The 20,115-nt window shown below is 74.1% G+C and carries 16 protein-coding genes; 2 read left to right on the top strand and 14 right to left on the bottom strand.

Translation table 11 applies throughout. The features are described 5' to 3' along the window. Positions 1-43: 43 nt before the first annotated feature. The 9 genes from ACFU95_RS16065 to ACFU95_RS16105 form a co-directional block, all read right to left on the bottom strand. Entirely contained in the window at positions 44-361 is a 318-nt protein-coding gene (locus tag ACFU95_RS16065; RefSeq protein ID WP_383827559.1) for a DUF1876 domain-containing protein, read from the bottom strand. Between the two features lie 387 nt (positions 362-748). Beyond that, on the bottom strand, positions 749-1,783 hold the full coding sequence (locus tag ACFU95_RS16070; RefSeq protein WP_383827561.1) for a rod shape-determining protein: 1,035 nt from the start codon (positions 1,781-1,783) through the stop codon (positions 749-751). Between the two features lie 237 nt (positions 1,784-2,020). Further along, entirely contained in the window at positions 2,021-7,096 is a 5,076-nt protein-coding gene (locus tag ACFU95_RS16075; RefSeq protein ID WP_383827563.1) for an SAV_2336 N-terminal domain-related protein, read from the bottom strand. After that, positions 7,086-8,090, bottom strand: coding sequence for an AAA family ATPase (locus ACFU95_RS16080; RefSeq protein WP_383827565.1), 1,005 nt, complete (start codon positions 8,088-8,090; stop codon positions 7,086-7,088). The genes ACFU95_RS16075 and ACFU95_RS16080 overlap by 11 nt, the downstream gene beginning before the upstream one ends. A 28-nt stretch (positions 8,091-8,118) precedes the next feature. Then, positions 8,119-9,792, bottom strand: a complete 1,674-nt coding sequence (locus ACFU95_RS16085; protein WP_383827567.1) for a trypsin-like peptidase domain-containing protein — start codon at positions 9,790-9,792, stop codon at positions 8,119-8,121. Further along, positions 9,789-10,139 (bottom strand): CU044_2847 family protein, encoded by a 351-nt coding sequence (locus ACFU95_RS16090; protein ID WP_383827850.1) that lies wholly within the window; start codon positions 10,137-10,139, stop codon positions 9,789-9,791. The genes ACFU95_RS16085 and ACFU95_RS16090 overlap by 4 nt, the downstream gene beginning before the upstream one ends. Positions 10,140-10,296: 157 nt before the next feature. After that, positions 10,297-11,655 carry a carboxyl transferase domain-containing protein gene (locus tag ACFU95_RS16095; RefSeq protein WP_383827569.1) on the bottom strand — a complete coding sequence of 453 codons (1,359 nt, stop codon included), beginning with the start codon at positions 11,653-11,655 and terminating at the stop codon, positions 10,297-10,299. Then, positions 11,648-13,099 carry an acyl-CoA synthetase gene (locus ACFU95_RS16100; RefSeq protein ID WP_383827571.1) on the bottom strand — a complete coding sequence of 484 codons (1,452 nt, stop codon included), beginning with the start codon at positions 13,097-13,099 and terminating at the stop codon, positions 11,648-11,650. Before ACFU95_RS16100 ends, ACFU95_RS16095 begins: the two co-directional genes overlap by 8 nt. Positions 13,100-13,192: 93 nt before the next feature. Then, on the bottom strand, positions 13,193-14,548 hold the full coding sequence (locus tag ACFU95_RS16105; protein WP_383827573.1) for an SLC13 family permease: 1,356 nt from the start codon (positions 14,546-14,548) through the stop codon (positions 13,193-13,195). Between the two features lie 218 nt (positions 14,549-14,766). On the opposite strand from ACFU95_RS16105, the gene ACFU95_RS16110 reads away from it, so the two are divergent. Continuing rightward, positions 14,767-15,459 carry a FadR/GntR family transcriptional regulator gene (locus tag ACFU95_RS16110; protein WP_383827852.1) on the top strand — a complete coding sequence of 231 codons (693 nt, stop codon included), beginning with the start codon at positions 14,767-14,769 and terminating at the stop codon, positions 15,457-15,459. Between the two features lie 48 nt (positions 15,460-15,507). Here the strand turns inward: ACFU95_RS16110 and ACFU95_RS16115 are convergent, their stop codons facing one another. After that, entirely contained in the window at positions 15,508-16,575 is a 1,068-nt protein-coding gene (locus ACFU95_RS16115) for a MerR family transcriptional regulator (protein WP_383827575.1), read from the bottom strand. Positions 16,576-16,717: 142 nt separating this feature from the next. On the opposite strand from ACFU95_RS16115, the gene ACFU95_RS16120 reads away from it, so the two are divergent. Further along, the gene (locus ACFU95_RS16120) at positions 16,718-17,593 is read left to right on the top strand and encodes a RimK family alpha-L-glutamate ligase (RefSeq protein ID WP_383827577.1); all 876 of its coding nucleotides are present in this window, start codon (positions 16,718-16,720) and stop codon (positions 17,591-17,593) included. On the opposite strand, the gene ACFU95_RS16125 is transcribed toward ACFU95_RS16120, so the two are convergent. From ACFU95_RS16125 to ACFU95_RS16140, 4 genes are read right to left on the bottom strand one after another with little or no spacing between them, the layout of a single operon-like run. After that, complete coding sequence (locus ACFU95_RS16125; RefSeq protein ID WP_383827579.1) at positions 17,583-18,182, bottom strand: hypothetical protein; 600 nt, start codon at positions 18,180-18,182, stop codon at positions 17,583-17,585. The genes ACFU95_RS16120 and ACFU95_RS16125 overlap by 11 nt on opposite strands. Then, positions 18,148-18,951 (bottom strand): FkbM family methyltransferase, encoded by an 804-nt coding sequence (locus ACFU95_RS16130; RefSeq protein ID WP_383827581.1) that lies wholly within the window; start codon positions 18,949-18,951, stop codon positions 18,148-18,150. Before ACFU95_RS16130 ends, ACFU95_RS16125 begins: the two co-directional genes overlap by 35 nt. Continuing rightward, positions 18,948-19,184 (bottom strand): Trm112 family protein, encoded by a 237-nt coding sequence (locus ACFU95_RS16135; protein WP_383827583.1) that lies wholly within the window; start codon positions 19,182-19,184, stop codon positions 18,948-18,950. The genes ACFU95_RS16130 and ACFU95_RS16135 overlap by 4 nt, the downstream gene beginning before the upstream one ends. Continuing rightward, positions 19,181-20,110 carry a hypothetical protein gene (locus ACFU95_RS16140; protein ID WP_383827854.1) on the bottom strand — a complete coding sequence of 310 codons (930 nt, stop codon included), beginning with the start codon at positions 20,108-20,110 and terminating at the stop codon, positions 19,181-19,183. The genes ACFU95_RS16135 and ACFU95_RS16140 overlap by 4 nt, the downstream gene beginning before the upstream one ends. Positions 20,111-20,115: the final 5 nt, after the last annotated feature.

Raw genomic sequence — 20,115 nt, forward strand, 5'->3', positions numbered from 1 at the left:
GGGCCCGCCCTCCGGGCGGACGACGGGACTTTGCGGACACGACCTAAGGCCTCTCCCACGCCCGGCTGCCGCCCTGGTCGACCGGGCCGGCCAGTTCCACGATGTCGTCCGACGCGATGTCGTGGAGTCTGATCGCCAGGTCCTCCAGGGCGCGGCTGGCGGCGAGTTCGTCGCCGATCTCGGGGATGGGCCGGTCGATCGGATTGCGGTGGGCCACGCCCCGGCCGGTGACGGTCGAGGGGTCCTGCGACATGTCCTGGGTGGTCAGCACGGCCTCGGCGCGGGTGTCGTCGCCGTCCTCGGTGATGTGGATCTGGACGGTCCAGTTCTTGTTCTTGTCTGCCGTCTTCTTGTCCGCCATCGAGATCACTCCCGTACGGTTGAGGGCCCTACTGACGAGCGTGCGCCTGTTGCCGGGCCGGGGCCAGCCCGAGCCGGTGACCTTCCGGTCGGAGCCGTGCTCTCAGGGGCGTACTCATCCCGGGGAACTAGCCGCGCACCCATCCGCTCCTCCCGCAGAGGCATGACAAGTGCCTCCGTGGGCACGATGTGCCGAAAGGTTGCGGAGAGAAGGCTGGTCGCAACGGACCCGAGATACGAGGAGGGCGCCATGAACCGCCAGACCCACGTTCGCGTTCGTGTCACCCGCCGGCCCGCCGCTCCCCGCGACACCAGGGGCGAGATCGACCGGCGCACGCCCTCGGGGCGGATTCTGCCGTACTAGACGTCGGGGGACCGGGCGCCCGGCTCAGGTGGCCGGGTCCAGTTCCATGGGCTCGATCTTGCCCTCCAGCATGGTGCCGAGGCCCTGCACCGCGCAGACGTCGGGGCGCTCGGCGATGTGGACGGGCATGCTGGTCGCCTGGCGCAGCATCTCGTCGAAGCCGGGCAGCAGCGCGCTGCCGCCGACCATCATGATCCCGCGGTCGGCGAGGTCGGCCACCAGGTCGGGCGGGCAGTCGCGCAGCACCTTGCCGATGCTGTCGAGGACGGCGGTGAGCGGGGTCTGGATGGCGTCCCGTACGGCGGCGGTGTCGACCTGGACGGAACGGGCGAGGCCGGTGCAGACGTCGCGGCCGTGGATCTCCGTGGAGGACGGGCCCTGCGGCGTGAGCCCGTTCCCGGACAGGGCGAGCTGGAGCGGGCGTACGTTCTGGCTGGGCAGCATCAGCTCGTGCTGGTGCCGCAGATGCTGCACGATCGCGTGGTCCACGGCCTCGCCGCCGACACGGATGCGTTCGGCGGTGACGATGGCGCCCAGGGAGAGCACGGCGACCTCGGTCGCGGCCGCCCCGCACACCATGATCATGCTGGCCTCGGGCTGCTCGACGGGCAGACCGCACCCGACCGCGGCGGCGATGAGGGTGTCGACGAGTTCGACCCGCCGGGCCCCGAGGCCGACGAGGGTCTCGATGGCGGCGCGCTGGGCGAGCGGGTCGGCGTCGTGCGGGGTGCAGACGGCGGCGCGCAGGAAGGGCTTGCGGCGCAGGGCGCGGCGCATCTTGTCGCCGAGCAGGTGCCGCAGCATCCGCTGCGCCATCTCGATGTCGACGACGGTGCCGCCGGAGACGGGCCGTACGACGCGGATGTAGTCCGGGGTGCGGCCGGTCATCCTCTCCGCGAACTCGCCGACCGCGATGAGAGCGCCGGTGCGGGTGTTGACGGCGGCGGCGGAGGGCTGGTCGACGACGAGGCCGGCGCCCTTCACGTAGACGCGCGTCCTGGCCGCCCCCAGGTCGACGGCGAAGTGGCAGCGGCGGAGCTGCTCCAGCGTGGCGGTCATGGGGGGTCCTCCCGAAAACGCAGACCATGGGTCCGCCGGGTGGGTGGCGGGCCTCGCTTGGGATGTGGGTCGTGATTGCGGGGCCGCCGCACGGCGGGGCTCCTTGACATCGATGGTGCGGTCTGTGTAGTGGGGGGCGCCTTTTGGAGGGGGCCGGGTGGGGTGCGGCTGAATGGGGGTTTGTCTGTCATCCCTGGTGCGGGTCGCTCGCGAGACGCCGGTTCGTCCCCGCGCGGCTCATCGGTACCGGGCGGCCGTGAGCAGCGGGCGGAGGCTGGAGACGAGGAGCACGTCGTCGTCCGTCGCGCGCAGCCGCGTCCGGGTCTGTTCGTTCGGGCAGAAGCCGATGAACCGCACACCGGCGGCACGGGCGGCGAGCTGTTCGGCAACGGTGGACCCGATCAGCACGCAGTCGGCGGCGCGCGCACCGAGCCCGTCGAGAGCCTGCTGGAGGACATACGGGTCCGGCATGAGGCGGGTGAGATCCGCGCCGCGGCCGTGCACCCCGCCGGGCACGTGGGAGGTCAGCCCGCGCCACTCCAGGTGCTTCACGACGGCCGGCCCCGCCCGGTCGGTCACCACGGCAGGGCGGGCCCCGCCCGCGTGCAGGGCGTTGACCAACTGGCTGGACGAGGGGACGGGGCGCGCGGTACTGGCCGCCAGCACGTCGTGCCGGTCGACCCAGCCGCGCAGCTCCTCGGCCAGTTCGTGACCCGCGAACGCCCGCAGCAGGTCGAGGGAGTTGGCGTACCCCTCCAGCGGCCGGACCGGACCCTCCCCCTCCAGCAGCGGGCGCCCGGACAGGGCGTCCTCTGGATCACGCTCCTCCAGGATCAGACGGGCGACGTCCCGCAGGACCTGCCTCTCCTCGTCCGCCGTGTACAGCCGGGTCAGCACTCCGTCGAAGCCGATCAGCACGCACTCGGCGCGGACGATCAGGTCCGACGGAGAGGCTGAGGATCTGGAGGAACCGGCGGGGCGCGTCCAGTGCGCGAGGGTGCGGGCGGCGGCGGTCCGGAACACGGTCGGCAGGGACCAGTGCACGAGGTAGCCGGGCACGTGCCTGTCGCCCAGGGCTCGCGTGAGCTCGTTGCCGTACGAGCCCCGCGCGCCGAGCAGCGTGCCGGTGAGCAGTTCCGGCAGGTCCAGGTCCGGAGTGCTCGCGGCCGTCACGGGGTCGCGGACGCGCCACCTCACCTCGACGCCGGGAACGTCCTCGGGGGCGAGGCGACGCTCCGTCGGGTCGACCTCGAAGTAGTGCCACGTCGCGCGGACGTGCTCGGGTGCCGAGCGGACGACCGCGTAGTCCGCGGGGACCAGCTCGCCGCCGGGCAGAGAGACGACGATCTCGCTCTCGCCTCCGGGGAGGGGGATCTGTCCGTCGGACGGCATGGGGAAGGGGCCGGCCACCGCCGGGCCGGCCGACGGAGCGGGCTCGGATGTGCGGGCGAAGGCCGGACTGCGCAGCATGTCGGTCATGTCGATCAGCACGGTCGCGGCGGACGGGTCGGGCATCTCGGTGGGGTGAACGGTGGTGTACCACCCCGTGGCGTCGCCGAGCTGTGTGAACCGGTCCGCGCCGAGGGAGCTCTCCGAGACTTCCACGAAGTGCCAGAACTCCGAGACGGCGATGACCGCCTGGAGCCCGGACACGTTCAGCGCGGCCGTGACCGCCCCGGTGTCGGGCCGGTCGCTGTGCACCTCGCCCTCGCCCGGCCCGAACCGCGCCTCCCAGAAGTCGACCCGAAGACGCCGGCCCTCCAGGCGGCCCAGCAGTTCCGGCAGCCCGGCCACCGTCGCCCGGAAGAGGGGGGCTCCGTCCAGGTACGGCCGCAGCAGCAGCGTGAAGCCCCGGTCCGTGTCCCTCAGCAGGTACTCGCCCGGGACGAAACCGCTCGCCTCTACCAGGATCATGACCAGGCGGCGGAGCTCGGCGCGTGCCTCGTCGGTCGGCGGACCGTCCACGAACTCGAAGCCGACGCAGTCACGCTGGTCGGTGTCCGGCTCCTCCTCGGGTTCGAGGTCCGGCGGGGGCTCGTCGTAGGCGTCCTCGACCTGCTCGGCCGACAGCGTGTCCTCGAGGTGGAACAGGTTGTCCGGTGAGTGGTCCTGGGGGTGCGGGACGTTCTCGGACAGCTCTTCCCGGGGCCTCGGGTGGCCGTCCTCCGGAAGGATGAAGCCCTCCGGCAGCTCGTAGGGGGCGGCGGCGAAGCCGTAGGCGGTGTCGGTGTCGGTGGCCGCGTCGGACAGCTCCTCGTACGGGGTGCCGTCCGCCGAGCCGTTCGAGGCATCCTCGAACTCGTCACGCAACTCCCGCCCCAAGGACAGCAGTTCGGGGTTCTGCCCGCCGGACACCTCGTACTCCTCGTACACCTCCACGGCTTCCTCGACGCGTCCCTGGCGGCGCAGGGCGATGAGGTACAGGCGGCGGAAGTCCTCACGGGAGGGGTGGAGCCGCAGCAGCTCCGTGAGGTCGGTGGCGGCCCGCTCGAACTCGCCGATTTCCAGGTCGAGTTCGGCGCGGGCGCGCAGCAGGCCGAGGCGGAGCTGCTGGAGGCGGGTGCGGGCGGTGCGAGCGGCGGGTCCGGGGACGTCCGCGAGGACGTCGTCGTCGCTCCAGAGGCCCAGCGCCTCGGTGACCAGGGCCCGGGCGTCGGCGAAGGATCCGGCCGCGCGGGCCTCGTCGGCCCGGCGGACCAGTTCGTCGCAGTGGACGATGTCCACGTAGTCCACGCTGGTGTGCAGGGCGTAGCGGCCGCCGGAGTGCGAGGCCAGCGCGCCGGAGCCCAGCGAGATCCGCAGCCGGGAGGCCATCCTGCTCAGCTCGCCCTCGGTGTTCGCCGGCCGGTCGTCCGGGTCCCACACCCCGGCCCTGAGTTCGTCGTGGGTCACCGCGCGGCCGTGCTTGAACAGCAGCATGGCGAGCATGGCGGCGCAGTCCGGCGGCAGATGGCGGGGGCGGTCCGAGAGCTCGGCCCGCAGGGGGCCCAGAACGTGGTAGCTGCGCCGGTCGTACGACTCATAGGGCAGTGGGGACAGGCTCAGCTCGACGAGCCGGTCCAGGCCCTGCCTCGCGCGGTTCGCGGACATGAGTGCGGTGAGCGCGTCCGCGAACGGTTGCTGGAGGGCGAGCGGCAGATGGACCAGTCGGTGCGGCTGGATCCCGGCCCCCTTCGGAGGGGACGAGCCCGCCGCCAGCTCGAACAGGAGGGAGCCGAGCGCCTGTCGGTCCTCGGCGATCGCCCCCGAGGGCCGCCCCGTCGGGGCGAGCTTGAGCGTTCCGTCGGGCAGCAGGACGACCCGCGACATGGCCAGGCCGCCGTGGGCGACACCGGCGTCGTGCAGGGCCATGACGGCCTGGGTGAGCTGGGCGGCGACGGACATCAGCAGGGGCGCCGGGAGGTCGTAACCGCTGCCCGCCACGAGGGAGTTGAGGTCGGTGCCGTCCAGGTACTCCGTGACGAGGTAGGCCGACTCCGCGTCGAACCCGAAGTCGTGCACGGTCGCCACATGGCGGTCGTCGACGTCTCGGAGCACCTGTGCGCCCCGGTGGAACGCGGCCCGCCAGTCGGGAGTCGTGATCGGCTTGAGCAGCCGCACGGTCACGATCCGGTCCGCTTCCGTGTCCTGGGCCCGCCACTGTTCCGAGTGCGGCGCCAGCTTCTCCAGCAGCCGGTAGCGGCCGCCCACGAACCTCGGCGCGGGTTCCTGAGGAGACCCCGGCCCGGAGCCCGGTCCCGGAACCGGCGCCCGTCCGCCTCCGCCCAGCGCCCGCACACTCTCCGGACGCACCGTGGCGAACGGCTCGGCGTCCACCACGGTCGCCGTACCCGACGCCGCCGGTGTCGACGCGCGGAACTCGCCCGGTGCCGTGCCGGCCCGCTCGTCGATCAACCCGCCCACGTGGGCCAGCAGTTCCGTCGTCCGCTCGCGTGCCGTCCGCGGCAGGCTGCGCAGCAGCAGCTCCCGCACCCCGTCCCGGAAGGCGTACGAACCGGGCGGGCCGGGCACGCCCGTGAGCATGCCGCTGAGGATGACCTCGGCGAGGTGCTGGGGGCGCGGGTGCGGTTCGAGCCCGGCGTGGACCAGGCGCATGACCGGCAGGTCCGGGCGGCCCAGCGCGAGATGGCCGGCCAGCCGGAACGCCGCCGGGGAGGCCGTCGCGCGAAAGCGCAGGACCAGCTCCTCGGGGGACAGGCCGGTGAGGTCCGTACGGTCGTCGCGGTCGCCTGGCCGCGGTCCGTTCAGCAGGGCCGCGGCGCCGGGGAACTCCCGGCCGCCCGGCGCCGCGACCAGCGAGGCCCAGTTCGCCAGCCAGTCCGGGCCCGGCTCCAGCACGGGCAGCGCGACCGCACCCTCGGGCGCGGCATCCGGCCCGTCGTACGGCACGAACGCCAGCGAGGCCGAGGGCGCCGCCGGATGCGGTGCCGACAGCCGGCCGGGGGAGGCGGGTAGGGCCGTGTCCCGCCACAGGTGCTCCGGCAGGGGCTGCACGACGGCCAGCGGCATCCGGTGCGCCCAGCGGCGCAGCGTGCCGAACCAGCCCGGGCCGGCCGGGCCCTGCCGCCACTGCGGGCCCATGCAGTCGCTGACCAGCAGGGTGACCGTGCGTCCGTCGGTGGGCGCCGGGGTGCCGGGGCGCACGCCGCCGTCGGGGTCGGCGCGGTGGACCGTGACCGTGCGGAAGATGCCGGACTGGGCGAGCGCCGTGTGCAGTTCACGGATCAAAGGGCGCCACACCGCCATCGTGGGGCCCGCGTCGTACACCAGGTTCAGCCGCAGCCAGCGCTCCCGCGCCGGGCGCAGCACGGGCAGCCACCACTCGGGGGCGGCGCCCAGCCGGGCGATGCGGTCGGCGGTGGCCCGCTCGTCCAGTTCGAGGCGGTCGGGCGCGTCGGTACGGCGTTTGAGCGGGCGCAGGGAGCGCTGCAGGGCCAGGGGGTGGCGCAGCATCGGGGGCGCGGGGGCCAGGAGGGTGGAGTGCGGGACGGGGGGCGCGGCCGGGGCCGGTCCCCGCGGGGCCGGGAGGTGGAGCGGGGCACGCGGGGGCTCCACGCGCGTGGGCCGGGGTGACGGCGTAACGCCGTCGTGCGGCCGCTCAGGCGCGGGAGGCGGTGTCGTCGCGGGGGCGTCAGGGGCGGGCGTCTCCTCGGCGGCGGCTTCCGGGGCCGGCTCCCCGGGCTCCATGTGGCGGGCCAGCCACAGGAGTTCGGCCAGTTCGAGCGGGGTCGGGCGCACCCCGCCGGCCGCCTCGGCCAGCACGTCGGCCAGGCGGACCAGCGGCGGGCGCCGACCGGCGCTCTCAGAAGGCATCGGTCGGCGACGCCTCACTCAGGTACGGCATCAGCTGCTCGGCCAGCTCGTCCAGGGATTCGACGTCCAGGCCGGAGGAGCGGGCCAGGTAGATCGCGTTGAGGAGCTGGTCGGTGGCCAGGTCGCCGCCGCCCACCCGGGTCAGGAACCGGCTGATCAGGGTCTGTGCGTAGGCGTCGGGCTCCCCGTCGAAGTGGGCGCGGACGATGTCGGCGAGATGACGGTCGTCGGGCTGCCGCAGGCGCAGCGTGACACAGCGGCGCAGGAAGGCGGGCGGGAACTCGCGCTCGCCGTTGCTGGTGAGGACGACGAACGGGAAGGTCCGGCAGCGGACCCGGCCCCCCTCCACCGCCACCCGCTGGTCGGTGCCGTCGATCATCACGTCGGCGGTGGGGGCGTCGCGGGCGGTGCGGATCAGCTCGGGGATCTCGTACTGGCCCTCCTCCAGCACGTTCAGCAGGTCGTTGGGCAGATCGAGGTCGCTCTTGTCGATCTCGTCGATGAGGAGGGCGCGCGGGCGGGCGTAGGGGAGGAGGGCGGTGCCGAGCGGGCCGAGGCGCAGATGGTCCTCGATGCCGGCCTCCGCCGCGGACGCGTTCCTGGCCGCGTACAGCCGGGACAGTGGGTCGTACTGGTAGAGGCCGTCGTGGAGTGTGCTGCGGCTGGTGATGTTCCAGCGCAGGACCGGGCCGAGCCCCAGCTCGCGCGCGACCGCGTACACCAGGGAGGACTTGCCGGTGCCGGGCGGGCCCGTCACGAGCAGGGGCCGCCTCAGGTAGAGGGCGGCGTTGACCAGTTGGACGGTCTGCGCCGTGGCCCGGTACGTCTCGGCGCGGTGGGTACGGTCCGGGGAGACGGCGTCGGCGTCGGCGGTCTCCTCCGGCGGACCGAGCACCGGACCGCCGTTGAAGGCCCGCCAGGGCGGGGGCGGCGGCAGCAGGGTGATGCCGTCGTGCGGCTCGTTGGTGCCGGTGTAGACGGGCCACAGGGGCATGGGTCTCTTCTCCGTGGGGTACGGCGGCTCAGGCGACCGGGGAGTGCAGGCTGGCGGCGGGTTCGGGGAAGCAGCGTGGGTCGTCCCACAGGAGCTGGACGTCCTGCGCCCAGTGCCGTTCCGGATCGTCGTCGGCGTCCGCGGTCTCGCGCAACTCCCGGACACGGCGGGGCAGTTCGGTGGGCGCGACCCCGGCGACCGACTCGCTGAGCGCGTCGAGGAACGCGGCGCCGGAGCAGGGGCCCTCGTGCTGGGCGTCGGCGCAGCCCGTGCGCGGCCACAGCAGCACCGGCACCGGGGTGTTGAGGCCGGCCTCGAAGTGCGGGCGCGCCGCGGTGGGCGGGAAGGAGAAGCCGGCCAGGTCGGCGTCGGCGTCGCGCAGCCGCTTGCGCAGGCTCGGCGGGCGCTCCGGGGAGCCGCAGTCCACGCGGTGCAGCTGCGTCCGGGCACGCACGTCCAGCCTGTGCCACTTCTTGGCGAGCTGGTGGCGCAGCTGCCCACTGCGGAGCCGGGACCGGTCCACGACGACGAGAGGATAGGCGCAGCCCAGCGGGGTGGAGTCCGCCGCGCCGCACTCCCAGCGCGCCACCGGCTCGTTCAGCCACTCACGAGGGAGTACGAACGTGATCAACTCCTCGGCGTCGGGCGCGAGTTGGGTGAAGGCGTCGTCGATGTGCCGCTGGACGTACTCCCGGACGGCACCGCGCGCCAGGCGCTGCGCGCCCACCCGTCGGCGCTGCCCCTCGCGGTAGGCGGACACCTCGACGGTGACCTGGTCGGGGCCGGCGCCGCTGTGCTCGATCTCGACCAGGATCGGCGACCACGGCGGGACGGCGGCGGCCACGGGAGGCCGGGGGGACGGCGGGTCCAGCAGTTCCTGGAGCCGCTCGGCGAACCGGGTCACCGCCTCCGCGCCGGGCACCTCCCACTGCACATACCCGGCGGCCGCGCCCAGCGAGGTGAATCCGGTGCCTGGAAGCGGCGGGCCGAAGGGGCCGACGGCGTCGACGTACAGCCGGTTCGCGTCGCAGTCCAGCTCCTGCGCCACCGCCCGGCGCACCAGGGAGTACAGCCGTCGTACGGCGTCGGGGTGGTGGTCGGGGGTGGGCACCAGCTCGCCCAGTTCGGGGCAGTGCCGGGCCATGACCTGGGTCGGCAGCATCCGGCCGACCCTGACGTCCCGCGCGCTCGCGACGGTCGACACCATGCCGACCACCCGGCCGTCCGCGAGCGTCACCGCCGCGCCGCTGAACCCGGCGGCCAGGGGCTGCCCGTGGGCCGTCACGGCCTCCAGCTGGCGCCACTCGTCCGAGACCAGCGCGCCGGGCACGGCCTGGTACCGGGCGAGCATGCCCTCGTCGTACCCCCTGGGGAAGCCGTACGCCACCAGGGTGGGGGCGGGGTCGCCCAGCTCGGTGCCGGGCGGCGCGAACTGGGCGGGCGCCAGCGGCACTTCGCGCTCCAGCTCCAGGACGGCCAGGTCGCCGGGGTCGGCCGCGCCGCCCGACCAGCCGCCGTGGACGGCCACGGTGGCCGGCAGCGCACTGAACTCCCTGCTGTTGGGGAAGGTCACCGTCACTGCCGACGTGCCGCTCCACCGCACGACATGGGCGCAGGTCACCACGCGGCGCGGTGAGACCAGAAAGCCCGCGCCCACCTCGTTCCCGCAGACGATCCGGGCGTGCCAGGCAGCGTCGCTCATGACCGGTCGGCGGGCTCCTGATCCGCCGGTGCCCGGTCGGGTGACCAGCTGAGCTTCACCACCAGGTGCCCCTCCGTCGACCCCTTGGCGATCACCGCCCCGGCCTCCGCGGTGAGTTTCACGCCGAATTCGAGTTCCACGGTGTCCGGCTTGAGCGACCCGTCGCGGAAGACCCGCAACGCGGAGTCCGCCGCCGCGCGGACCCCGTCCAGCGCGCTCTCGAAGGTGCGGGCCGCCCGGGCTGGGCCGTCACCGCGCGACACAAGCCGGGCGCCGGACTCGTCGTCGACGCCCTCCACGACGACGCGCGCGCCGCCGTCGGTCTCGAACTCCATCAACCCGTCCATGGCGCCGCTCGCTCCCCCGTGGTGTGTGACCTCGACGAACTCCATTGTTACGGACGGTGCTTGAGGATGTCCCGGGTTCGGGTGTGCGGGATTCGCGGAGCGTGCCGGACCCCACCCGGGGGACGACGGGACGTTGACGGGACGTTGCGGACACGGCCTAGGACGCGCTCCCGCCCGGCCCGTCGACGACTCCCCGGATCACCCCCAGCTCCACCAGGTCCTGCGGCCGGATCCGCAGCTGGTCCGCCGTCGCCTCCACCTCCTGCGGCCCGCGCTTGAGGATCGCCGCCGCCAGGTCCGGCGCGATGACGGAGAAGTAGCTGTCCGGCGTGGCCCAGGTGTTGCCGGGCGCCGCCAGGGCCAGTGCCCCGCCCGAGCCGCCCTCGCCGACGACCAGCGTGGTGATCGGGACGCGAGCCCCGGCCACCGCCCCGAACAGGTCCGCGATCGCCGCGCCCACCCCCTGCCGTTCCGCCGCCGCGTCGTTGGCGGCACCCGGCGTGTCCACCAGGGTCAGCACCGGGATGCCGAGCCGGTCCGCGAGGCGGATCAGCCGGGCGGCGGTGCGGTAGCCCGCCGGGCGGGTGGCGGTGCCGGTCTGGGCGGCGTAGGCGACCGTGCGGCCCTCGTGCGCGCCGAACCCGCAGAGCATGCCGTCGGGGTCGGCGCCGCCGCAGCGGTCGCCGCTGATCGTGACGCGGTGGGCGAAGCAGGCGTCCAGGTAGTGCCCGGCGCGGGGGCGTCGCGGGTCGCGGGCCCGCCGGACCGCGTCCCAGCCGGTGGCGGGGAGGTCCCGCGCGCCCAGGGCGTGGGGCACCGGCGCCTCCCCGGCGGCCGGACCGGCCAGCAGGCCCAGCCACCGCCCCAGCACCTCCCGCAGCTCCTGCGGCCCGACGACCGCGTCCGCCGCCCCCGCCGCCACCTGCGCCTGCGCCGTGTACGCCGCCGGATCCGCGTCCGGCGGGCGGACCCGGGAGCCCGCGAAGCCGACCTGGGCGCCGGGGAGGGCGAGGACGACGTCGGCGCCCGCACCGAGGGTGGCCCAGCCGCCGCCGGTCGTCGGGTCGCGCAGGACCGCGATCTGGGGCAGGCCGGCCTCCCGGGTGAGGACCGACTGGCGTGCCACGCGCTGGAGTTGGGTCAGGGCGAGCATGCCTTCCTGCATCCGGCTGCCGCCCGTGGCGACCACGGGGACGACCGGGAGCCGGTGGGCGCGGGCGTAGGCGTACGCCGACTCCAGCCGGTCCCCGGTGCGTTCGCCGAGCGAGCCGCCCAGGAAACCGAACTCGAACACCAGCAGCACGGCCCGCGTGCCGGCCACGCTCGCGGTGCCGCAGACGACCGACTCCTGCTCGCCGGTGCGCTCGGCGGCACGCGCGTGCGAGGCGTCGTAGCCCTGCCAGCCGAGGGGGCCGTCCGGCCCGGACTCCCGGGCCGGGTGGGGGAGTTCCGTGAACGTGGCGTCGTCGGCGATCCGCCCGATGGCCTCCCGTGCCGACAGGCGCCGCTCAGTCATGGGTCAGCGCCCGCTTCATGATCTTCCCCATGTCGTTGCGGGGGAGGGCGTCGAGGTGGTGGACCCTGCGCGGGCGCTTGTGCGGGGCCAGCCGGGCGGCGACGTGGGCCGCCAGTTCCTCGGCGGACGGCGGTGCCTGGGGATCCGCCGGGACGATCCACGCCACGATCCGCTCGCCCAGGTCCGCGTCCGGTTCACCGGTGACGGCCGCCTCCCGCACCCCCGCGTGTTCGAGGAGCGCGTTCTCGATCTCGCCCGCTCCGATCTTGTACCCCCCGCTCTTGATCAGGTCGGTCGCCTTGCGGCCGACGATCCGGACGTACCCGTCGGGGTCGCGCACCGCCATGTCGCCGGTCCGGAACCAGCCGTCCTGCGTGAAGGCCGCGGTCGTCGCGTCGGGGCGGTTCAGGTACTCGGTGAACAGGTTCGGCCCGCGCACCTGGATCTCGCCCACCGTCTCGCCGTCGTACGACGGCAGCGGCGTCCCGTCCTCCTCCACCAGCCGCAGCTCCACGCCGGGCAGCGGGACACCGACCGTGCCGGCCCGCGGCTCGCCGTCCGCGCGGACGCTCGTGTTCATCAGGGTCTCCGTCATGCCGTACCGCTCGACGACCCGCTGCCCGGTCGCGGCCGTGATCCGCTCGTGGTCGTGCACGGGCAGCGCGGCCGAGCCCGAGACGAGAAGGCGGGCCTTGACCAGCGCCTGCGCCAGCCCCGGGTCCCCGGGGAGGGCCTGGGCGATGCGGTGGTACATGGTCGGCACGCCGAACACCATGGTCGCGCCGTCGTCCAGCTCGCGCGCGACCCCCTCCGTGCTGAACCTGCCGAGGTGCCGTACGGATCCGCCGCGGCGCAGCGGGCCGAGGATGCCGAGGACCAGGCCGTGGACGTGGAACAGGGGCAGGCCGTGCACGAGTACGTCCTCGCCGGTCCACCGCCAGGCGTCGGCGAGCGCGTCCAGGGTGTGCGCGACCGCCCGGCGCGGGATCACGGCTCCCTTGGGCGGGCCGGTGGTGCCGGAGGTGTAGACGATCAGGGCGGGGTCCTCGTCGGAGGCGGGCGGGGCGGGGCGCGAGCCGGGGGCGGTGGCCCGCGTGTCGACGTCGACGCGCTCCAGGTCGCCGAGAGCGGCGGGCAGTTCGTCGCCCGGGGCGGCCAGCACCGCCGACGGCGCGCAGTCGGACAGGATGTGCCCGAGCTCCTTCTCCCCGGACTTCGGGTTGAGCGGTACGGCGGCGACACCGGCCTCCAGCGCCGCCAGTACCGCCACGGCGGTCTCCAGCGCCGGGGTCGCCCAGACGGCCACTCTGCCCGCCCCGCCGATCCGCGCCGCGAGGGCACCGGAGGCGGCGCCGAGCTCGCCGTACGTCAGGGAGCGGTCGCCGAACCGCAGGGCGGCTCGCTCCGCCGGAGCGTCCGTCAGGGCCGGGAAGAGAGAGGACACGCGTCGTACTCCTTAAGTGCTCGACTCAACTGTTCTGTTCAACGGTTCCGCTCAACCGGCCGACGGACACCGACTGTTGTCGTCGCCCCCGGCCTACCCCCAGCCCGGCACGACCAGCACCAGCCACACCACCGCGGGGACCGCCGCCACCACGATCCCTCCGTACACCATCAGCTGCCGGAAGAAACGCTCACGGTCCACGTCCGGCGCCGCGGCCAGCACCAGCGCGCCGTTCGTGGAGAACGGGCTCACGTCCACGACCGTCGCCGACACCGCGAGCGCGGCCACCATGCCGACGGCCCCGATCTCGCCCTGCGTCAGGAACGGCACGGCCAGCGGGATGAGCGCGCCCATGATGCCGACGGACGAGGCGAACGCCGAGACGAGCGCGCCGATGTAGCAGAGCAGTACGGCGGCCAGCAGCGGTACGCCGATGCCGCCGACGCCCTCGCCGGCCCAGGTGATGGTGCCCATCTCGTCCAGGACGCCGACGTAGGTGAGCACACCGCAGATCAGCAGCACCGTCGGCCAGGCGATCTCGCCGACCGCCTTGCGGCTGTCCTCCGGCCAGGCGGTGCTCAGCAGGACGGCGAGGGTGATCGCGGTCAGACCGGCGTCCAGGTCGAAGGCGAGGACGGCGATGACGAGGGCGACGAGGGAGGTGAGGGTGGCGACGCGGGCGGGGGTGAGGTGGGTGGCGGCGAGGTCCGTGGGGGTGGGGGCGGGACGAGTGAGGGTGGAGCCTGGATCTGTTGTCTGTTTGGTGCCGCCCGTTTGTGGCTGGTCGCGCAGTTCCCCGCGCCCCTGGGGGGTGTCACCTGCGCCCGTTGTCACGGAACCCTGGCGCCACAGCCCGAGCCCTCCACACACCACGAACACAACCGCCGCGATGACGAGGTTGACGACTAGCGACGCCAGGAACAGCGACACCTCGTTCCCCGGCAGCTTCTCCCGCTCCACGATGCCGTTGACGATCGAGCCGTAGATGCTGATCGGCGAGAAGCCGCCGGCCTGCGCGCCGTGCACGACCATGGCGCCCATCAGCAGCGGGCTGATCCCGTAGCGGGCGGCGAAGCTCAGGGCGATCGGCGCGACGATCGCCACCGCGGCCGGGCTCACGGCGCCGATGGCGGTGAGTGCGCCGGTGATGGCGAACATCACCCAGGGGATGAGCGCCACCCGGCCCCGTACGAGCCGGATCGAGGCGTGCACCAGCCAGTCGGTGGTGCCGTTGGAGCGGGCGATCGCGAAGAGGTAGGTGACGCCGACGAGGACGACGAAGAGGTCGCCGGGGAAGCCGGCGAAGATGCCGTCCGCGTCGAGGTCGGCGATGAGGGTGCCGACCCCGAAGGCGGCGGCGAAGGCGAGCGCGCCCATGTTGATCGAGCGGGTGGTGGCGATGACGAACACCACGGCGAGGACGAGGATCGAGATGAGTTCGGGGGACATACGGGCTCCCGTCTCTGGGTCCCGGGGCGGTTGTGAGGACGGTCGGCGGTGGTTGAGTGGCTGAGCCAATCTGGTCTGCTGGCTGGACAGCGTGGGCGCACGGCGGGGGCACGTCAAGGGGGTGCGCGGAAATTGGCTCAGCCACCAGTCCAGTGACCGGCCCCGGTGTTACTCTCCCGGCGAGAGGGGGACCCGTGACCGACGACGCCCTGCGCCCCATGACCAAGCAGCGCCTCTACGAGCAGGTGCTCGACCGGCTGCGCGCGTATGTCGCCGAGGGCGGCCTCGGCGCCGGGGACCGGCTGCCGACCGAGCGCGACCTCGCCCAGCGGCTGGGGGTCAGCAGGGCCTCCGTGAAGCAGGCGATCGTGGTCCTGGAGGTGCAGGGCCTGGTGGAGGTGCGGCACGGGGGCGGCACATACCTCGTGCGGGACAGCCTCGACGTGGAGCCGGTGGAGCGGATGGTGGAGCGCCGCCGACGCCTCCCCGACGTCCTGGAGGCCCGTGAGGCGCTGGAGACGAAACTCGCCGAACTGGCCGCGGAGCGCCGCACGGAGGAGGACCTCGCGGCGATGCGGTCGGCCCTCGCGCACATGGCGCGGGAGATCGGGGAGGACGGACACGGAGTGGAGGGCGACCGCCTCTTTCACGCCGCGGTCACCGCCGCCGCCCACAGCAGCATCCTCGCCGAGTTCATGCGCTCCATCGCCGACCAGATCGCCGAGAGCCGCACCGAGTCCCTCCGCCAGCCGCACCGCCCCACCCGCTCCCTGGCCCAGCACCAGGCCATCCTCGACGCGATCGAGGCGGGCCACCCCGGCCAGGCGGCGGCGGCCATGCGGCGTCACGTCCGTACGGTCGCGAAGGTGCGGCTGCTGGACTGGGAGCCGGAGGGCGAGCGAGAGCCGTAGGGGCCCCGGGGGTCGGCCCCCTCGGCCCCCGCGGGTGACGGCCCGAGGTCAGGCGGCGCCCTCCACCACGTCCGCGACCACACAACTGACGTTGTCCGGCCCGCCCGCCTCGTTCGCCGCGCCGATCAGGGCGTGGACGGCGGCGTCCGGGGCCGGGGCGGAGGTGAGGAGGCGCCGGATGCGGGCGTCCGGGACGACGGAGGTGAGGCCGTCGGAGCAGAGCAGGTAGCGGTCGCCGGGCTCGGCGTCCCGGAGGCGCAGGTCCGGGGGCTCGGACGTGGCGGGGGAGAGGCACTTCAGGAGCAGGGCGCGCTGGGGATGGGTCGTGGCCTCCTCCGGGGTCAGCCGGCCCTCGTCGATCATCGACTGGACCACCGTGTGGTCGTCCGTGATGCGCAGGAGGGCGCCGTCGCGCAGCAGATAGGCGCGGGAGTCGCCGATGTGCACCAGGGCCAGCCGGGAGCCCGTCCACAACAGGGCCGTCAGGGTCGTACCCACCTCCGCCGTGCCGTCGGCCGCGTCCCGGACCGCGTCCGCCGCGTCCCGCACCGCGTCCTCCAGGAGGTTCAGCACGTTGTCCGCACCGACCTCCGCCGCCTCCAGGAAGCGCAGCGCCTCCACCGCCCCGCGGCTCGCGGGCCCGCCCGTCGGCCCGCAGCCGTCGGCCACGGCGAGCAGCCGGGTGCCCGCGTAGGCGGTGTCCTGGTTGGAGGGGCGGACCAGGCCCCGGTCCGAGTGCGCGCAGTAGCGCAGTTCCAGCATGGTGGTGTCCTTCCTCGGTGTCGCCGACATGTGTCCGACGAGGAACTCGGCGAGGTCCCGCCGCGCGGCCGTCTCCGCCTCCACCTGCGCCCAGTAGGCGCGGATCTCGTCGGCGGCGTCGGCCGGTCGCCGTGCGCACACCTGACGGATCCGGGCCAGCGGCATGCCCAGCCGGCGCAGCCACGCCACCAGCCGCGCCTGCTCCAGCTGCGCGACGGCGTAGTACCGGTACCCGGTGTCCGGGTCGACCCGGCTGGGCCTCAGCAGTTCCAGCTCGTCGTACAACCGCAGTGCCTTCGGTGACAGCCGGCAGGCCTTCGCGAAGGCCCCGATCGTCAGCATGTCCTCGCGCATCCCGGTCTCCTCCCGCCCCTCGCCGGTTCCTCGCACCGATGCTGGGGCTTCACCGAAGGTGAAGGTCAAGCGGCCTGTCCCGGTTCCGGAAGCGCTTGTTAACCTGCGATCCGCCCGCCCGTTCCGCCCGAAGGAGCCCACCGTGCCCCGAATAGCCCTCGTGACCTGCCGTCCCGGCCCCGAGGTCAGCGTCGACAGCGACCTGCCCGTGCTGGTCAGGGCGTTGCGGGAGGCCGGGGCCGAGGCGGACAGCGTGTACTGGGACGACGAGCGGGCCGACTGGGGCGGCTACGACCTCGCCGTGATCCGCTCCACCTGGGACTACAGCTGGCGGGCGGCCGAGTTCCTGGCGTGGGCGCAGCGGTGCGGCAAGGTCACCCGGCTCGCGAACCCGGCCGAGGTGGTGCGGTGGAACGCCGACAAGCGGTACCTCGGCGAGCTCGCCGCCGCCGGGGTGCCGGTCGTGCCCACCCGCTACCTCGCCCCCGGTGACGGTGCCGACGGCCTGCCCCTCGACCACGAGTACGTCGTGAAGCCCACCTCGGGCGCGGGCGCGCGGTTCGCCGCCCGCTACACGCCCGACGAGCACGACACGGCCGTACGGCAGCTCGCGCGGATGCACGCGGAAGGGTTCACCGCGATGGTGCAGCCCTATGTGCGGGGCATCGACGTCAGCGGCGAACGGGCGCTTCAGTTCTACGGCGGCCGCCTGCTGCACGCCAGCCGCAAGGGCGCCGTCCTCGCGCCCGGGACGCCCTACGACGAGCGCAAGGTCGCCCACCCCGGCCTGGAGCCCTGGACCCCGACCCCGGCCGAACTCACCGTCGCCGAACGCGCCCTGGCCGCCGTACCGCAGGCTCCGGAGCTGCTGTACGCGCGCGTGGACCTCGTCGACGGGGAGGACGGGGAGCCGCGGGTGATGGAGCTGGAGCTGGTCGAGCCGAATCTGTTCCTCTCGTTGCACACGGCGTCCGTGCCGCGCGTGGTCGAGGCGATCGTGACGGCGGCTAGCCGCTGACCGCCACCCGCTGCAGCAACCCCCACGTGAACTCGGCCACCACCTGCCGCCGCACCCCCGCCTCGTCCGGCGCCGTGAACCCGAGCCCCCACCGCGTCGGCGCCGTCCCCTCCAGCGGGCGGGCGGGGGCGAAGGCGCGGGCGGCCTCGTCGACCGTGCAGGACCAGGGGGCGAGGTCGGACAGGGTGCGCAGGGCCGGGCCCGCGGCTCCCGGGGCACGGACGAGCCACTCGTTCCACACCGCGCCGTTCGGAGCGAGCAGCACCTCGAAGCGCAGGTCGGGCCAGAGCGGGACCGGCCACAGCCGGGCCTCGCAGTCCAGGTCGCCGATCCTGCGGGTGAGGACGGACTCGGGGGCGCCGAGCACCGAGCGGTAGCGGGAGGCGGCCCCGCGGGCCCGGGGGGAGCGGATCATCGCCTGCCAGCGTTTGTTCGCCTCGCGCATGTCGGGGACCGAGACGCCCAGTCGGTGGCGGGCGTCCTCGACGAGGTCCGGGTTGTGGTCGGCCATGCGGCGCAGCAGCACCAGCTGGAAGTCGAGGGGGGTGAAGGGGCTAGCGGGGTGCTTTCCGGAGGGCATGCGATCCATCGTCGCCGACCGGGCGGCGGCCGTCGGGGAGAAAGAGGACCGAATTGACGTACCGCGGGCCGCGGAAGGGCAGGACCCGGCGCAGCAGGCCCTGGGTGACGACGTACGAGGTCTCCGCCTGGTGGGTCTCCAGCGGGAAGCGGCTCAGGGGCACCCAGTCGCGGCCGGGCAGCACCCAGCCGTCGTAGCCGAGCAGCGACAGATACGTCACCACCGGCCCGATCGGCTGGATGCGGGACTCCAGCTCGATGAAGAGGGCGGGCCGGTCACGCGCCAGGATGGCCGTCGCGCCGCGCAGCACCGCGAGCTCGCTGCCGTCCACGTCGACCTTGACGAACCCGACGTCCTTGAGGCCGAGTTCGTCGAGGGTGACACAGCTGACCGGGAGCGCCGTGGCGTGGATGTTGCGGCGGACCAGGGAGGACACCCCCCGGTCGCCCGCGTCGTGCGGCGGCAGCCAGAGCCGGGCCGCGCCGGGGCGTTCGGCCGCGGCGGCCTGTACGACCCGCACGTTGGGCGGAGCGGTCGCCGCGAGCAGCCGCGCGAGGTGCGGGACCGGTTCCACGGTCACCACCCGGCGGGCCCGGCGCGACAGGCGCCGCGTCCAGGGGCCGTACCATCCGCCGACGTCCACGGCCGTCCCGCACCCGGCGGGGCACAGCTCCGCCAGCCGGGCCAGCTCCGGCTCGAAGCGCGGGTACACGGCCCGGGCGACGGCGGCGACCAGGCGGGTGGGCAGGACGGGGGCGATGCTCGCGGCCAGGGTCATGGGGCCATCCGCTGGAGGAGTTCCTCGTGTTCGTCGTCGGAGACCTGCTCCCCGGAGGCCGGCAGCAGCTGCGGGATGCCGTCCACGATCGGGTAACGGCGGTGCAGGCGCGGGTTGTACAGGGCCTCGGCCGCCGCCTCCGCGTGCTCCGGCCCGTCCGGAACGACGAGGTGCAGCGGGCCCTTGTCCAGCGGACACGCCAGGATCTGGAGCAGCGGGTCGTCGGGCTTCATGGTGGGGTCAACTCCTTGGCGCTGATGGGGTGTTGGGGAGAAGACGGCGGGGCGGGCGGGTCGTGTCTCGGCATCGACAGCAGGACGGTGACGGCGAGCGCCGTACCCGCGACCCGCAGCGTCAGCCGCAGCGGGTCCTCGGGCAGCGTCTCGCCGAACGACAGCGTGCCGAGGACGGCCGTGTAGACGCTGGTCACCGTCGTGCACACCGGCACGATCAGCGAGGCCCGGCAGCGTTGCAGCGCGGCCTGCGACATGACCAGCCCGAACGCCCCCGTGAAGAGCAGGAGATACGGGTACGGGGAGCGCAGCAGGCCCAGCAGGGCGTCGCCGATCCCGCTCCCCGTCAGCCGGCTCGACACCCCCTTGATGGCGAGCGAGCTGACCCCGTAGAGCAGCCCCACCGCCACGCCGTACTCCACGCCGGTCGTCGGCAGCCGGTGCCGGTGCCGGGCCCTGCGCTCGGCGGAGTTGTACAGCCACACGCCCGCCGCGAGGGAGGGCACGCACACCAGCAGGATCAGCGGATACGGGGCGGCCCGGCCGACGGTCTCCCCGCCGTCGGGCCCTTCCTTGAGCGACAGCACCACCATCAGCAGCGCGGCGAGGATCGCGCCGAGCGCGTACCGTTCCCGCCCGCTGGTCTCCTCGCCCAGCAGCCGGGCGGAGAACAGTACGAGGAGGACGAGCCCGGAGACGAAGATCCCTTGCGCGGCGGCGATCGGCAGGGTGCGGTAGACCACGAGCTGCGCCCCGAACCCGGCGGCGAGGGCGAGCGAGCCGCCGATCCACAGCGGACTGCCGAGCACCAGCCGCAGCAGCCGGGCCGGTTGCCGGACGCTCACCTGCGGCAACGCGGTGAGCGCCCGTTTCTCCAGGACGAAACCGAGGCTGTACAGGGTGTTCGCCAGCAGAGCCGCGGCCACTCCCC

It is taken from the genome of Streptomyces sp. NPDC057623 (assembly GCF_042800355.1).
Lineage (GTDB): Bacteria > Actinomycetota > Actinomycetes > Streptomycetales > Streptomycetaceae > Streptomyces.

Coding starts and splice junctions, on each gene's coding strand:
- ACFU95_RS16130 (WP_383827581.1), bottom strand. CDS start 18,951: ATGACCCTGGCCGCGAGCATCGCCCCCGTCCTGCCCACCCGCCTGGTC.
- ACFU95_RS16115 (WP_383827575.1), bottom strand. CDS start 16,575: ATGCGCGAGGACATGCTGACGATCGGGGCCTTCGCGAAGGCCTGCCGG.
- ACFU95_RS16080 (WP_383827565.1), bottom strand. CDS start 8,090: ATGCCCCTGTGGCCCGTCTACACCGGCACCAACGAGCCGCACGACGGC.
- ACFU95_RS16085 (WP_383827567.1), bottom strand. CDS start 9,792: ATGAGCGACGCTGCCTGGCACGCCCGGATCGTCTGCGGGAACGAGGTG.
- ACFU95_RS16065 (WP_383827559.1), bottom strand. CDS start 361: ATGGCGGACAAGAAGACGGCAGACAAGAACAAGAACTGGACCGTCCAG.
- ACFU95_RS16075 (WP_383827563.1), bottom strand. CDS start 7,096: ATGCCTTCTGAGAGCGCCGGTCGGCGCCCGCCGCTGGTCCGCCTGGCC.
- ACFU95_RS16125 (WP_383827579.1), bottom strand. CDS start 18,182: ATGGATCGCATGCCCTCCGGAAAGCACCCCGCTAGCCCCTTCACCCCC.
- ACFU95_RS16095 (WP_383827569.1), bottom strand. CDS start 11,655: ATGACTGAGCGGCGCCTGTCGGCACGGGAGGCCATCGGGCGGATCGCC.
- ACFU95_RS16105 (WP_383827573.1), bottom strand. CDS start 14,548: ATGTCCCCCGAACTCATCTCGATCCTCGTCCTCGCCGTGGTGTTCGTC.
- ACFU95_RS16070 (WP_383827561.1), bottom strand. CDS start 1,783: ATGACCGCCACGCTGGAGCAGCTCCGCCGCTGCCACTTCGCCGTCGAC.
- ACFU95_RS16110 (WP_383827852.1), top strand. CDS start 14,767: ATGACCAAGCAGCGCCTCTACGAGCAGGTGCTCGACCGGCTGCGCGCG.
- ACFU95_RS16135 (WP_383827583.1), bottom strand. CDS start 19,184: ATGAAGCCCGACGACCCGCTGCTCCAGATCCTGGCGTGTCCGCTGGAC.
- ACFU95_RS16090 (WP_383827850.1), bottom strand. CDS start 10,139: ATGGACGGGTTGATGGAGTTCGAGACCGACGGCGGCGCGCGCGTCGTC.